The organism is Micromonospora sp. NPDC007230 (assembly GCF_042869115.1).
Lineage (GTDB): Bacteria > Actinomycetota > Actinomycetes > Mycobacteriales > Micromonosporaceae > Micromonospora.
This window is the reverse complement of record NZ_JBIAFE010000025.1, coordinates 24,112-37,520: the sequence shown is the minus strand read 5'-3', so window position 1 is coordinate 37,520 and position 13,409 is coordinate 24,112. Positions and strand designations below refer to the sequence as shown.

The window sequence follows — 13,409 nt, the reverse complement described above, 5'->3', positions numbered from 1 at the left end:
GCCGTCCGCGATCAAGGACCTGCCGGTGCGCCCGGGCGAGGCCCGGTGCGGCAGGTCCCTGATCGTCGGTCGGTACGCCGGCTTCCGCTGAGCACATGCGTGAGCACGCGGGGGCTACCGCGTGCTCAGATGTGACCGGAGGTCAGCGGGTCGGACGGGCCCAGGTGTCCGGGTCGTCGTCCGCGTGGTCCTCGTCATCGTCGTCGACATACTCTTTGTAGTCGTCGTCGAAGTCGTGGTCCGACTTGCCGCTGCCGCCGAGTTCTCGCTGCAAGGCGGCGAGGTCGGTGTTCGGGGAGTGGTACTTCAACTCCCGGGCCACCTTTGTCTGCTTGGCCTTAGCACGGCCGCGCCCCATGGCTCGACCCCCTCGCACAGAATGCGGGGCAGCCCGAAGGCGGGCCCCGATGACGTCAGGCATCTCTCGTGGCTCTTACGGTACATGGGGATGCCACCGTTCGGCACCTCGGGTTACCGTCAGCCGGCCCTGCGCGTCGCAGTGTTCCGGCCGTCACAAATTGTACCCGGTAAGGAGCGGGCACCGTGACCGGCCGTGACACTGGACAAACCGTCGCGAAGCTGCCTAATTTCCAGCTTAACGCCGGCAAGGTCAGCCCCGCACGTCGGGGACGGAGCGGTGCCCCGCCCCCGGCGTGATGTTCACCGCAGGTGGATCGTCCGCAGCCGGCCGACCTCGGCCATCCGCCGCTCGGCGAGCCGGTCCGCGGCCACCGCCGGCGGGACGCCCTCGTCGTCGGCGAGCCGCAGGATCTCCCGGGTGGTGTCGTAGATCCGGGTCGCCCGCAGCTTCGCCCGCTCGAAGTTGAAGCCCTCGATCTCGTCGGCGACCTGGATCACGCCGCCGGCGTTGACCACGTAGTCGGGGGTGTAGAGGATGCCCCGGTCGGCGAGGACCTTCTCGATGCCCGAGTGGGCGAGCTGGTTGTTCGCCGCGCCGGTGACCACCTTGGCCCGCAGCACCGGCACCGTGTCGTCGTTCAGGGCGCCGCCCAGCGCGCACGGGGCGTACACGTCGATGTCGGAGGCGATCAGCGCGGCGGTGTCGTCGACCAGCTCGACCTGCGGGTGGGTGGTGCGCACCCACTCGAGGGCCTTCGGGTTGACGTCGGTCGCCACGACCTCGGCCCCGTCGCCCAGCAGGTGCCCGGTCAGGTACTTGCCGACCTTGCCCAGGCCGGCCACGCCGACCCGGCGCCCGGCCAGCGTCGGGGCACCCCAGACGTGCTCGGCGGCGGCCCGCATGCCCTGGAAGACACCCCAGGCGGTCAGGATGGAGGAGTCGCCGGCACCGCCGTGCTCCACGCTGCGTCCGGTGACGTACCGGGTCTCCCGGGCGATCACGTCCATGTCGGCGACGTAGGTGCCGACATCGCAGGCGGTGTAGTAGCGCCCGCCGAGGGACTCCACGAAGCGGCCGTACGCGCGCAGCAGCGCCTCGCTCTTGTTCTGCTCCGGGTCGCCCCAGATGACGGCCTTGCCGCCACCGAGGTCGAGGCCGGCCAGGGCGTTCTTGTAGGCCATGCCGCGGGAGAGGTCGAGCACGTCGGCGAGGGCCTCCTCCTCGCTGGCGTACGGGTAGAACCGCGTGCCGCCGAGCGCGGGGCCGAGCGCGGTGGAGTAGATCCCGATGATCGCCTTGAGGCCGGACTGCGTGTCCTGGCAGAACACGACCTGTTCGTGGCCGGTGGATCCGGGGTCGTCGGTGCTGGTGAATACGCCCATTGCTGACTCCTGTGTCGGTGTGCGTCCTTGTGGGGCGCGGACCTGGTGGCGTGCCGGCGGGATGCTGCCGGTGCTGCAGAGCCTAATATCGGCCGGAACCGTACTGCCGTGCACGTCACGGCCCCCCGTCACGCCGGCGACGCGGGGTCCCGTCTCGTGGGAGGATCGCCCCGTGCCGTCGCTCTTCGCTTCTTACCTGCGGGTGTACGAGCCGCTGACCGCTTTCGACCGGGACCGCCAGTCGTTCTGGCGCCGTTACGTCAGCGAGGGCCGGGCGGTCGCTCCCCTGGAGGGACCGGTCCGGCAGCGCACCGCGGTGATCGAGGCGCTCGGTGCGGGCTGGACCCGGCTGCCCGACCTGCCGGACGAGGCGTACGTGCTGGAGACCGACGAGACGCTGCTGGTCTGCCCGTGGAACCTGCGGATCCGGGTGGCGGAGGCGGCGCTGAGCGCTCGGGACGGGGTGCCGTCGGTGCTGGCCGACGCGTTCGTCCCGCCCACCCTGGCCGGGCAGGCCAAGGCGGTGGTGGAGGACTGGCGCAGCGGGGCGCGGGTGCTGGAGCACGGGGTGCCGCGGGTGCACGAGCAGATCGCCACCTGGGGGGTGCCGCTGCGCTGGTTCGTGCTCTTCGACCGGCAGGAACGGCAGTTGGTGACCGAGCCGGACCGGCGCGCGTTGCGCTACCGGACGGAGATCTCCAAGGCGCGCCGCCGGTCGTCCCGGGCGCTGTCGGTGCTGCGCAAGTCGGTCGGCGACGCCCCGATCACCGAGGCGGTCGAGGAGGCCGCCCGCTGGCTGGAGGAGTTCCACCCGCGTTCGGTGGTGGAGCTGGACTACGGCGGCCTGGTGCAGCTGCTGCCGGACGAGACGCTGGCCGCCGACGACTCGACCGAGCTGGTCGCGACCGGGCTGGCCGGGCTCTCCCGGGGCGAGGCGGAGGAGGCGTCGGCGGCGTACGACAAGCTGGTCGCCCGGTGGCGGGCGGTGCAGCTGCTGGAGCGCTGCAACTAGCCCGAATTGCCCGATAGAGACCTCTCGATGCGAGACTGTCTCGTAGTTGACGCATCACGAACCGTGATCATGAGTCCTAATAAGGTACTGTCTGCGGCGTAAAAGTCGTAAAAATCGGGCATGGTTCATCCGTCCGTCTAGGGACCTTCAGCCGTTCGGCCCATGTCGGACATCGGGGACTAGCCGGACCATGGGAGACGCGTCGGCCGGCGGGACCCCGGCCGATGTCTATACATGTGGAGGAGTGACCCCGATGGCATCGCGAACGCATGAACCAGAGCCGCTACTCACACCGGCCGAGGTGGCGTCGATGTTCCGTGTCGACCCGAAGACGGTGACCCGGTGGGCCAAGGCTGGCAAGCTTAGCGCGATCCGGACGCTGGGCGGCCACCGCCGCTACCGCGAATCGGAGGTCCGGGCCCTGCTGCAGGGGCAGATTCCCCAGCAGCGCCAAGGGGACTGACCACCGGACTTTCTCAGGCGTTCCGATCAGGGGCGGCCGGACGTACGCGCGAGCGGCGATCCGCCGCCCTTAATCGTGTCCGGGGTTCACTCGTCCAGCACGACGCGCAGCCCCACCGTGCCGCGCTCGCCACGGCGCAGCCGGCTGCCCAGCAGGCTGAGCCGCCCGATCATGCGGTACTTGTGCTTCAGCAGTCCCCGGATCCGTTGGGTCCCGACCAGATCGCAGATCGCCGCGTGCCCCGGTAGCGCCTCGCCGTGCGGCCGGCCGCGAACGTCGCACGGTGCCACGGTCACCCGGCCGTCCCGCCGGATCCGCTTGACCTTGCCGGAGTCCGACGCCGTCCACACCGCCAGCGCGTCCCCGTCCCGCACCGCCCAGACCGGCGTCGCCACTCCCCGGCCGTCCTTGCGGAACGTCGTGAGCAGCACGTACTTCTCCGCCGCCAGGCGGTCCAGGTCGGTCACGCCGCCCAGGATACGGCCGCGACAGCCCGGCCGAGCCCGGATAGCGTGATCGCCGTGAGCGCGAGGAGCGAGCCGGGTCTGCGAGCCCCGCAGTCGCGAACAGAGACAGCGCCCGTGACCGGGGAACCCACGATCGGCGACGTGTTCGGTGAGATGATCCGCGACGCGTACGCGGTCGCCACCGGGGTCGGACCCCGGCCACTTGTCGGCGGGCGGCTGCCCCGACCGGTCATCGAGATCATCGAGCGGGACGACGGCCTGGTCAACGGCGCCCCCGCCGGGCACTACCTGGACCCGCCAGAGGCGTGGCAGCCGTACGACCACCGGGCCGTGGAGCGGGTGCGCGGGCACGCGCTGGACGTGGGCGTCGGTGCCGGCCGGATCGCCCTGCACCTGCAGCAGCGCGGCGTCCCGGTCACCGGGCTGGACACCTCGGCCGGGGCGTTGCGGGTCTGCCGCCACCGGGGCGTACGCGACCTGGTGCACGGCACGATCGACGAGCACGTCGCCGACGGCCGCCGGTATGACACATTCCTGCTGCTCGGCAACAATCTCGGGCTGATCGAGGGACGGCAGCGCGCACCCGGATTCCTGGCCGCGCTCGCCGCGCTGGCCCGGCCCGGCGCCCAGGTCATCGCGCACGGCACCGACCCGTACGGCACGACCGACCCGGTGCACACGAGCTACCACGAGCGCAACCGGCGGCGGGGCCGGTTCGGCGGCCAGCTCCGGCTGCGGCTGCGCTACCGGCTGCTCGGCACCGAGTGGTTCGACTATCTGGTGTGCTCGGTCGACGAGCTGGCCGAGCTGGTCCACGGCTCGCCGTGGCGACTGGTCGACGTGGACGACCGGGACCACCCGTACTACCTGGCCACGCTGAAGCTGGCCTGAGCGCGGGCGCCGCGGTCGGGAAGGGCCCCTGCGCCGCCGCCGAGGGCGTTGACCAGGGGCCCCTCCGTCCCGCTCACACCTGAACGGTCGGGGAGTGCTGCTCCGGCGGGAGGCCACCGTCCCCGTCGACCACCTCGTCCGGGGTGCCGTCCTCGTCGAGGTCGACCATGGTGACGTCCACCTCGCCGTCACCGTCAGTGTCGAACTGGAACAGGTCGGCCTTTCCGTCGCCGTCGGTGTCCACCACCCACACGTCGGTCCGGCCGTCGTTGTTGGTGTCCGCGCGGAGCAGGTCCACCCGCTCGTCGCCGCGGGTCTCCACGGTCTCCGGGTTCTCGGCGCTCTCCGGTGCCTGGCTCATGTCGGTCCTTCCGTGTCGGCTTCGACGGCCGTCGTACCCGATCCGGCGCGCCCCCACGCACGCCGCCCGGGCCGGCCCTGCATAGGGTCGCACCCAGGAACGAGCGGAGCATGCGGGCCGGCGCGGCGGAGACCCCGCGCGCCGCCGCACGCGGCGAGGGGACGTCATGAGTGGTCGTTTTGTGGTCGTCGGGGCCGGCACCATGGGCCTCGGCATCGCGTACGTGGCGGCCGGCGCCGGTTATGCGGTGGAGCTGGTCGAGGTGGATCCGACCCGCGGGGCGACCGCCGTGCAGCGCCTCGGCGAGCTGTGGGAGCGCGGGGTGCAGCGCGGCAAGCTGACCGCCGAGGAGGCGACGGCGAACCGGGCGCGGGTCACCCTGCGGGCCGGGTTGGCCGAGGTCGTCGAGGGGCCCGACGTGATCGTCGAGGCGGTCCCGGAGCGGCTCGACCTCAAGCGGTCGGTGCTGCGGGAGGCCGAGGCGCGGCGTCCCGCCCTGCTCGGCAGCAACACGTCCAGCATCCCGATCGCCGACCTGGCCGACGGGCTGGACCGGCCGGCGGACTTCGTCGGGTTGCACTTCTTCAACCCGGTCTGGGCGATGGCGCTGCTGGAGATCGTGGTCGGCCCGGCCACCGCGCCGGGGACCACCGAGGCGGCCGTCGCGCTCGCCGGGCGGCTGGGTAAGGACCCCGTCGTCGTACGCGACATGCCCGGCTTCGCCACCTCCCGCCTCGGGGTCACCCTCGGGTTGGAGGCGATCCGGATGGTCGCGGACGGGGTGGCCAGCCCCGCCGACATCGACAAGGCGATGGTGCTCGGCTACCGGCACCCGGTCGGCCCGCTGGAGCTGACCGACCTGGTCGGGCTGGACGTCCGCCTCGACATCGCCCGCACCCTCCAGGCCGCGTACGGGGACCGGTTCGCGCCGCCGCCGCTGCTGGTGGAGATGGTGGCCGCCGGAAAGCTGGGCAAGAAGTCCGGCCAGGGCTTCTACACGTGGGAAGGCGGGGTCAAGCAGTGAGCGAGCGTAGCGAGCGAACCATCAAGCTCAGCGCCATGAAGCCTCGCGCCGGCGCCGACCGTAGGGAGGCGCAGGCGTGAGCGAGCGTAGCGAGCGAACCATCAAGCTCAGCGCCATGAAGCCTCGCGCCGGCGCCGACCGTAGGGAGGCGCAGGCGTGAGCGAGCTGCGGATCGAGGAGCTGCCGGACCGGCTGGTGGTGACGCTGGACCGGCCGGAGAAGCGCAACGCCATCGACGCCGACCTGATCGCCGAGTTGCACGCGGTCTGCGCCGAGCTGGAGGCGCGGCCCCGGCTGCTGCTGCTCACCGGCGGGGCGGAGGGCATCTTCGCCGGCGGGGCGGACATCGGCCAGCTCCGCGAGCGCGGCCGGCTGGACGCCCTGGCCGCGATCAACCAGGCCGCCTTCGCCCGGATCCGGGCGCTCCCGATGCCGACCGTGGCGGCCGTGGACGGCCCGGCGCTGGGTGGGGGCGCCGAGCTGGCGTACGCCTGTGACCTGCGCGTGTGCACGGCGCGCGCGGTGTTCGGCCAGCCCGAGGTGCGGTTGGGCATCCTGGCCGGCGCCGGCGCGACCTACCGCCTGCCGGCGCTGGTCGGGGAGGCCCGGGCCAAGGAGTTGCTCTTCACCGGCCGCCGGGTGGACGCCGACGAGGCCCTGCGGATCGGGCTGGTCAACCGGGTGGTGGCCGAGCCGGCGGAGCTGCTGCCCACCGCGCACGGCCTGCTCGACGAGATCGCGAAGGGTTCGGCGCTGGCGCTGCGGCTCACCAAGCTGGCCGTGGACGCCCCGCCCGCCGCCCACCCGCAGCTCGACCTGCTCAGCCAGGCGGTGCTCTTCGAGGACGAGGAGAAGCACCGGCGGATGACCGAGTTCCTGGAGCGGCGCCGGTCCCGCTGACCGGTCCGGACATGCGACGAGGGCCGCACCGGGCGAACCGGTGCGGCCCTCGTCGTCGCGTTCAGTGCTGGATCGGTACTCCGGCATCGGCCAGCGTGGTGATCACCTGCAACGACTCGCCGAAGCCGATGATCAGCACGGCGTCCGCCCCGTAGTCCTTTATCTCCCTGGCGCCGGCCGAGAAGTCCACCGTCTGCCCGTCGGCCGGCAGCGGGTACGTGAGCAGCTTGACCTGGTCGCCGCCCAGACCGGCCCGCTCCAGCTCGGCGCGGACGTTCTCCTGCAGGCCCTCGCCGTAGGAGTCCTTGCGGGCCACGATGGCGACCTTGTGCGGGCCGTCCCGCATGATCACGTCGGCCAGGGCCCGGCCCTGGAGGATGTCCGACGGGGCGGTGCGGAAGTAGAGCCCCTTGTCGTCGATCGTGGTGAGCCCGGCGTCGGTGTTCGACGAGGAGAAGAGGATCCGGCCGGCGGCCACCACGTCGGGCAGCACGGCCCGGGAGATGCCGGACGCGGCCGCACCGATGATGACCTGGACGCCCTGCTGCACGTGCGACGCCACCGCCGCCTTCGCCACCTCGGGGTTGGTGCCGTCGTCGCCGTCGATCCACATCACCGGCTGGCCCAGCACGCCCTCGGCGGCGTTGATGTCCTTGATGGCGAGCGCCGCGCCGGCGGCCAGCGGCGGGTACGCCAGGGCCAGGTCACCGGTCTTCGGCAGCAGACCGCCGATGATCAGCGGCTTGTCCCCCTTGCCCGGCTTGCCACGCTGCTTCTTCCCCGGCGGCGGGGCCTTGGTGCTCGCCCCCGACTCGTCACCGGCGCCGACGAACTCGGTCTTGCCGTCGTTGATCCGCTCGTGGTCGAAGTGCAGGGTGGCGTAGCTGGCGGTGGCCGGCTCGCCGGCATCGGTGAACCCGGCCCGGGTCAGCGACACCCCGCGGTACTCGATGTCCTGGCCGGCGCGGGCGAGCCGCAGACAGGTCGCCGGGTCCTCGCAGCGCTGCCCGCCGTTGGTCACCCCGACGATCTGCTGGGCGATCTCGGCAGGCTGGGTGGAGCCGGCGAGCTGGGCGGCCAGCGCGCTGATCACCACCGCGTCGTACGTCTCGGCGGAGTAGAGGTAGTCGGTCAGCTTGGGGTCTACGGTCCGTAGCCGTTCCTTGAAGCTTTCCGGCAGTTGGGTGAGCGGAATTGTGCCCTTCATGCCGTTCAGAAGGCTCGCCCGGTCCTTCAGTTCGGCCGCGTACGAGTTCTGCATGTTGCCGTCGGTGCCGTAGAGGCGCACCTGGGTGGTGGTGTTCGCCTCCTCGGGCTGGTCGCTCCCGCAGGCGCTGGTGGCGAGCAGGAGCGCCGCGCAGGCCACGGAAATGGCCGCGCGCGACGCGCGTGATACGAGCATTATCGTCCTTCCTCCGGCGAAGGTCCGCTGCGCACATTAGCGTGCCGGGCCGGCCCGCGGGACCGTGGAGGTGGCTCCGTCGGCAGCCCGACTGCGGATATCACGCACCGTGATGGCTGGGCCGTTTCGGGGTCACGGCTTGACCGTCGGTCCTACTGTTCGGCAGGTGACCGACGAAGCACAGCAGACGCTGGACGACGCGACCGCGGTGCTCCGCTCGGCGCTGGCCGGCGACGGCGACGCGGTGGTGGGCACCTTCGATGCCGTGGTGGACCGCGCCGGGCTGGCCGGGGCGTACGGGGTGGCGTGGTGCCTGGCCGCCACGATGGTCGGTGACGACGCCCCGGCGGGCGGCTGCGCGCTCGACTTCCCCGGAATCGACCAGGCCGGCTACGACACCCGGTGGGTGGCCCGCTTCGTCAGCGCGTACGCCAACGACGACGCCGACACCGGCGAGGCGCTCTTCGGCGCCGCGGTCGCCGACGGGCTGCTGCCGGACTGCCTGCTCACCCTGGCCGGGTCGACGGTCGCCACGCTGCGCAGCCGGGCGGGCTGACCGCCGGGCCACGGCTCAGGGCCGGCGCTGCGGGTCGGCCCGGCACGGCCAGCGCGCCGGGCCCGGCGCATCCCGACCAGTCCTGCCACTGTGGTAGCTCTGGGGGCATGTCCGAGGCGATGCTGAGCAAGGTCCGCAAGCTGCTCGCCCAGGCCGAGGACCCGGCCTGCACGCCGGCCGAGGCGGCGGCGTTCATGGCCAAGGCGACCGAACTGATCGCCCGCTACGGCGTGGACCGCGCGCTGCTCGCCGCCCGGGAACCGGCCACCGACCCGGTCGGCGACCGGGTCGTCGAGGTCGTCGCCCCGTACGCCCGGGACAAGGCCGGCCTGCTCGCGGCGGTCGCCGACCCGCTGCGCTGCCGCTGCGTACGACGACGCCAGGGCAGCGGCTTCGCGATGCACCTGTTCGGCTTCGCCAGCGACCTGGAACGGGTCGAGCTGCTCTTCACCTCGCTGCTGGTGCAGGCCGCGCACGGGTTGGCCGGTGCCGCCGTACCGGCCGGGGAGCATCCGGCCGCGTTCCGGCGTACCTGGCTGGCCGGCTTCGCCCACGTGGTGACCGAGCGGCTGCGCGCGGCCGAAGCCGACGCGGTGGCCGAGTCCGGCGCGCCCTCAGCGGCGCTGGTGCTGGCCGACCGCTCCGATCGGGTCCAGCGCCGGCTCGCCGAGGTCTACCCCCGGCTGCGTACCGCGCCGGTCCGCCGGCTGGCCGGCACCGGGTTCGGCTCGGGTGCGGCGGCGGGTCGCCGGGCCGACCTGGGGGGCACCGGCGTGGCCGGCCGGGGCGCCGCGACCCGGGGCATCGGGGGGTGAGCGCGGACCGGCGCGGGTGCACCGGTCAGGTAGGACGTTCGGCGGTGAGCCCGGACCGGCGGGGCGCTCCGGTCAGGCCGGGTTGCGGGCGACCGTGGCCAGGTAGCGGCAGAGCAGTTCGTGCCAGCCGGCGGTGAGCGCCTCGCGGTAGCCCTCGGCGGCCGCACCGTGCCGATCGAAGTAGCGGTGCTCGACGTCGACCCGGGTCAGCTCCGGCCCTTCCGGCTGGAAGAGCACCTCGACCTCGCTCGCCCGCGCCGGGTCCGGCACCGCCACCCGGTCCGGCCCGATCTGCCAGGTGAAGACCAGGCGGCGGGGTGGATCCCAGGTCAGCACCCGGCCCCAGTCGCTGCGGAAGCCGTACGGGCCGATCTCGTAGAGCATGCCGCCGGCCCGGGGCTCCATCCCCAGTTCGGCCAGGGCCTCCGGCCCGGACCAGGTGTATTCGCGTACCCACCAGTCGGCCAGCGACCCGGTGAAGACCGCGAAGGCCCGTTCGGCGGAGGCGGGGGCGAAAAGGCTGCTGCGGAGAGTGAACCGGTCGAATTCCTGACGAACCTCATCCGGATCGACCATCTCCTGTCCCATAGGCCCGGACCATACCGGCTGATGCCTCGCTGTGCAGCTTCACAGTGCGCCCGCTTCCCGACACTGGGAGCGAGATTTCCCGAAAGCGAACTGTCCGGCCTTCTATGCGATCAGTGACGGTGATCACGAGGGAAAGCGGTCAACCACGGCCAGCCGGGACACGGCCATCTGGCCTAGACGCCGAACGGTCCCCACCGGCGATTCCGCTGGTGAGGACCGTTGTAGCCCGGCGAAAGGCTATGTGGCCAGGGGCGGGGTCGAACCGCCGACCTTCCGATTTTCAGTCGGACGCTCGTACCAACTGAGCTACCTGGCCGTGCCGCTCGGCTCATGCTACCGCATGGGCCGATACGCAGAACGCCGCGCAGATGAGCGCGGCGTCAGCGCTGGCGGTCCTGACGGGACTTGAACCCGCGACCTCCGCCTTGACAGGGCGGCGAGCACTCCAACTGCTCCACAGGACCTGGCTGGTGTTGCATCCGGCCTGAGCCGGACCGTGCCCCCAACGGGATTCGAACCCGTGCTACCGCCTTGAAAGGGCGGCGTCCTGGGCCGCTAGACGATGAGGGCGGCCCCGCCATCATTGCACACTCGCAACTTCAAGCGGACTTGCTCCCATCCGGCCCCGCCGGAGGCATAAAGAGCATATGCCATGCCCCGGCGGTCGACCAAACCGGTATGCCCCTGGCCGTGACGACGGGCGGAAGCACAGGTCAGCGGGGTGGGGCGAGACCGTACCGGCGCTTGAGGTCGGGAATCAGCTGCCGGCAGGCCGCCATGGTCTGGCGCCGGTCGCCGCCTCCGTCGTGCATCAGCACGATCGAGCCAGGGCGCGCCGCCGCCGTCACCCGCTTGATGATCGTCTTGGCGGGTGGGTGGTCCCAGTCCTGCGGGTCGACGGCCCAGTGCAGCGGGCGCATGCCGAGCTGGCGGGCGACCGTCACCTCCTCCGGTGTCCACCGGCCGCCGGGCTGGCGGAACCAGCTGATCTTGGCGTCCGGCACGGCGGTCCGGATGGCCTTGTTGGTGCGCACCAGGTCCGCCCGGATCTGCGCGACCGGCCGCCGGCCGAGGTTCAGGTCGTGCCGCCAGCTGTGGTTGCAGAGCTGGTGGCCCTCCCGGACGATCCGTGCCACCAGCGCCGGGTGGCGGCGGGCCTGCGTGCCGATCAGGCAGAAGGTCGCTGTGACGTGGGCCGCCCGCAACTGGTCCAGGATCTGCGGCGTCCACCGGGGGTCCGGCCCGTCGTCGAAGGTCAGTGCGACCTCCCGGGTGCCGCTCCGGCGCTGCAGCCCGGCGGGCAGGGTCTTGGGCAGTGGACGCAGCTTCGGCTTCGGCGGGGTGGTGCGCTTGGGCTTCGGGGTGGGGCTCGGCTCCGGCGCTGGGGTGGCCGAGGCCGTCGGCGGGCTGCCCGCCTGGGCGGGGGGCTTGCCGGGCTTGCCGCAGCCGGTCACCAGCAGGACCAGGCCGAGGATGAGCGCCAGCACGGCGCGTGAACGCATCGTCGCTCCCGAAGAGGGGTCGGGGTATGACTTACCGACGGTAGTGGACGTCGCGCCGAACCGGGAGGGGCGTCAGCCCGCCGTCGGCTGCTCCAGCGAGTCCCGTACGGCCACCGCCAGCGAGACCGCCTCGGTCAGGTCCACCGGCCGCACCACGCCGGCCGGCAGCGCGTCGGCCTGCCATCCCGGCCCGGCGGCGAGCACCAGCAGCGGCCGGCGAGGGGCGGCGAGCAGCGCGGAGAGCTGGTGCGGACCGGCGGTGGCCCGGGTGTGCGACCAGAGCGCCACGGCGGCCGGCCCGGTCCGGTCGACCGCCTCGAGCAGGGCCGCCACCGGCACCCGTGCCCCCAGCAGCCGGTAGCCCACTCCCGTCTCGGCGAGCGCGGCGCCCAACGCCTCGAGCGGCAGCGTGTGCTGTTCCTCGTCGGCGCAGGAGAGCAGGATCGGGGGTGGGCCGGCGGTCGGGTGCGACCGGGCCGCCGCGGCGAGCGCCTCGGAGACGCACCGGGACATCAGGTGTTCCACCTCGATCAGCGCGGCAGTGGCGGCGTGCCGTTCGCCGATCCCGGCAAGCACCGGCCGGAGCAGCCCGTCCCAGGTCGCCACCACGCCGTCGGTGGCGAGGGCGTGCGCGATCGTCTCGCCGATCGCCACCGAGTCCAGCCGCATGGCGGCGCGGGCCAGCCCGCGGGCGACCGGACCGGCCCGGCCGACCGGGATGGTCGTCCCGCCACCGTCCCGGGCGGCCCGCGGGGCGATGGCCCCGGGTCGCCGCGCGGCGTCAGACCCGCCGGGCTGGCGTTGTCGCCGGAGCCGCGCGCCGAGGTCGGGCGGGACCACCGCGGGCGCCTGCCGGGCCCAGCGGGCCGCCTCGGCCGGGGCCACCCCCTCGACGGTGAGCCGCCGCATGATCTCCAGGCGGGCGAGGTCCGCCGGCGTGTAGCGCCGGTGGTGTCCCGGTAGGTGCGCACTGGGACCGAGGCCGTAGCGCTGGTGCCAGGTGCGCAGGGTGGTGACCGCGACCCCCAGGCGGCGGGCGACCGCCCCCGCGCTCAGCGCCTCATCGGCCACCCGGCCGCTCCGGTGCCTGATCGGCCGGCGCCGGACGGGCCGGGCCGGCGACGGGAGCCGCCGGCCGCAGCAGCCGGCTCACCACCCCGCCCAGCCACGGCGCGTACGCGCGGGGGTCGACGTCGAGGTCGGCCGTCAGCTCGCCCGGGTCGACCCAGCGCAGACCGGCCACCTCTTCGGGGTCGGGTCGGGTGGGCAGAGCGGTGGGCACCTCGGCGCGCAGCACGTGGTCGTACTCGAACTCGACGCGGCCGGTGGCCGGGTCCTCTGCGTAGTAGACGTACACCCCGACCTCGGTGAGGTCGACCGGGTCGACGCCCAGTTCCTCGGCCAGCCGCCGGTTGGCGGCCTCGGCCAGCGACTGGCCGGGCAGCGGGTGACCGCAGCAGGAGTTGGCCCAGCGCAGCGGGAACCGCGTCTTCACGGCGGCCCGCTGCTGGAGCAGGATCCGCCCGTCCGGGTCGACCAGCAGCACCGAGAACGCCCGGTGCAGCCGACCGGGCGGCTGGTGGGCGGCGGCCACGGTGGCCTCGCCGAGCGCGTGCCCGGCGTCGTCGACCAACTCGACCAGATGTTCTTCGCGGGACGTCACGGGACCGGCCTTTCGTTCGGGG

At 73.0% G+C, this 13,409-nt stretch carries 16 protein-coding genes and 3 tRNA genes; 7 read left to right on the top strand and 12 right to left on the bottom strand.

Translation table 11 applies throughout. The features are described 5' to 3' along the window. Positions 1 to 142: 142 nt before the first annotated feature. Both ACFYML_RS28655 and ACFYML_RS28650 read right to left on the bottom strand, forming a co-directional pair. On the bottom strand, positions 143 to 358 hold the full coding sequence (locus ACFYML_RS28655) for a DUF3073 domain-containing protein (protein ID WP_073834995.1): 216 nt from the start codon (positions 356 to 358) through the stop codon (positions 143 to 145). A 302-nt stretch (positions 359 to 660) separates the two neighbouring features. Further along, entirely contained in the window at positions 661 to 1,743 is a 1,083-nt protein-coding gene (locus ACFYML_RS28650; RefSeq protein ID WP_387423580.1) for a Glu/Leu/Phe/Val dehydrogenase, read from the bottom strand. 172 nt (positions 1,744 to 1,915) lie between these two features. On the opposite strand from ACFYML_RS28650, the gene ACFYML_RS28645 reads away from it, so the two are divergent. Further along, positions 1,916 to 2,755, top strand: coding sequence for a hypothetical protein (locus ACFYML_RS28645; RefSeq protein WP_387423579.1), 840 nt, complete (start codon positions 1,916 to 1,918; stop codon positions 2,753 to 2,755). Positions 2,756 to 3,008: 253 nt separating this feature from the next. After that, entirely contained in the window at positions 3,009 to 3,218 is a 210-nt protein-coding gene (locus tag ACFYML_RS28640) for a BldC family transcriptional regulator (protein ID WP_007073996.1), read from the top strand. A gap of 86 nt (positions 3,219 to 3,304) precedes the next feature. On the opposite strand, the gene ACFYML_RS28635 is transcribed toward ACFYML_RS28640, so the two are convergent. Next, complete coding sequence (locus ACFYML_RS28635; protein ID WP_073834992.1) at positions 3,305 to 3,685, bottom strand: PPOX class F420-dependent oxidoreductase; 381 nt, start codon at positions 3,683 to 3,685, stop codon at positions 3,305 to 3,307. A 114-nt stretch (positions 3,686 to 3,799) separates the two neighbouring features. Here ACFYML_RS28635 and ACFYML_RS28630 point away from each other — a divergent pair, with 114 nt between their 5' ends. Beyond that, positions 3,800 to 4,576 (top strand): class I SAM-dependent methyltransferase, encoded by a 777-nt coding sequence (locus tag ACFYML_RS28630; protein WP_387423578.1) that lies wholly within the window; start codon positions 3,800 to 3,802, stop codon positions 4,574 to 4,576. Between the two features lie 73 nt (positions 4,577 to 4,649). Here ACFYML_RS28630 and ACFYML_RS28625 read toward each other — a convergent pair whose 3' ends face one another. Further along, positions 4,650 to 4,937, bottom strand: coding sequence for a hypothetical protein (locus ACFYML_RS28625; RefSeq protein ID WP_387423577.1), 288 nt, complete (start codon positions 4,935 to 4,937; stop codon positions 4,650 to 4,652). Positions 4,938 to 5,103: 166 nt separating this feature from the next. Here ACFYML_RS28625 and ACFYML_RS28620 point away from each other — a divergent pair, with 166 nt between their 5' ends. Together ACFYML_RS28620 and ACFYML_RS28615 are read left to right on the top strand one after the other, a co-directional pair. Next, a complete protein-coding gene (locus ACFYML_RS28620) occupies positions 5,104 to 5,961 on the top strand; it encodes a 3-hydroxyacyl-CoA dehydrogenase family protein (protein ID WP_387423576.1) in 858 nt (285 codons plus the stop codon). A 156-nt stretch (positions 5,962 to 6,117) separates the two neighbouring features. Continuing rightward, entirely contained in the window at positions 6,118 to 6,861 is a 744-nt protein-coding gene (locus ACFYML_RS28615) for an enoyl-CoA hydratase/isomerase family protein (RefSeq protein WP_387423575.1), read from the top strand. A 61-nt stretch (positions 6,862 to 6,922) separates the two neighbouring features. Here the strand turns inward: ACFYML_RS28615 and ACFYML_RS28610 are convergent, their stop codons facing one another. Continuing rightward, a complete protein-coding gene (locus ACFYML_RS28610) occupies positions 6,923 to 8,263 on the bottom strand; it encodes an ABC transporter substrate-binding protein (RefSeq protein WP_387423574.1) in 1,341 nt (446 codons plus the stop codon). A 166-nt stretch (positions 8,264 to 8,429) separates the two neighbouring features. On the opposite strand from ACFYML_RS28610, the gene ACFYML_RS28605 reads away from it, so the two are divergent. Continuing rightward, positions 8,430 to 8,819, top strand: a complete 390-nt coding sequence (locus ACFYML_RS28605) for a hypothetical protein (protein ID WP_387423573.1) — start codon at positions 8,430 to 8,432, stop codon at positions 8,817 to 8,819. Positions 8,820 to 8,926: 107 nt separating this feature from the next. Then, positions 8,927 to 9,634, top strand: coding sequence for a DUF2786 domain-containing protein (locus ACFYML_RS28600; RefSeq protein ID WP_357434604.1), 708 nt, complete (start codon positions 8,927 to 8,929; stop codon positions 9,632 to 9,634). Positions 9,635 to 9,706: 72 nt separating this feature from the next. Here ACFYML_RS28600 and ACFYML_RS28595 read toward each other — a convergent pair whose 3' ends face one another. The 7 genes from ACFYML_RS28595 to idi all read right to left on the bottom strand — a co-directional run bounded on the left by ACFYML_RS28595 (position 9,707) and on the right by idi (position 13,387). Beyond that, positions 9,707 to 10,222, bottom strand: coding sequence for an SRPBCC family protein (locus tag ACFYML_RS28595; protein ID WP_387423572.1), 516 nt, complete (start codon positions 10,220 to 10,222; stop codon positions 9,707 to 9,709). 242 nt (positions 10,223 to 10,464) lie between these two features. Then, positions 10,465 to 10,538, bottom strand: a tRNA-Phe gene (locus ACFYML_RS28590). A gap of 71 nt (positions 10,539 to 10,609) precedes the next feature. After that, positions 10,610 to 10,686: transfer RNA gene (locus ACFYML_RS28585), tRNA-Asp, on the bottom strand. Positions 10,687 to 10,719: 33 nt separating this feature from the next. Further along, positions 10,720 to 10,792 (bottom strand) — tRNA-Glu (locus ACFYML_RS28580). 143 nt (positions 10,793 to 10,935) lie between these two features. Beyond that, the gene (locus tag ACFYML_RS28575) at positions 10,936 to 11,724 is read right to left on the bottom strand and encodes a polysaccharide deacetylase family protein (protein ID WP_387423571.1); all 789 of its coding nucleotides are present in this window, start codon (positions 11,722 to 11,724) and stop codon (positions 10,936 to 10,938) included. Positions 11,725 to 11,796: 72 nt separating this feature from the next. Beyond that, positions 11,797 to 12,795 (bottom strand): MerR family transcriptional regulator, encoded by a 999-nt coding sequence (locus ACFYML_RS28570; protein ID WP_387423570.1) that lies wholly within the window; start codon positions 12,793 to 12,795, stop codon positions 11,797 to 11,799. Beyond that, complete coding sequence (gene idi, locus ACFYML_RS28565; RefSeq protein WP_387423569.1) at positions 12,785 to 13,387, bottom strand: isopentenyl-diphosphate Delta-isomerase; 603 nt, start codon at positions 13,385 to 13,387, stop codon at positions 12,785 to 12,787. Before idi ends, ACFYML_RS28570 begins: the two co-directional genes overlap by 11 nt. Positions 13,388 to 13,409 lie beyond the last annotated feature (22 nt).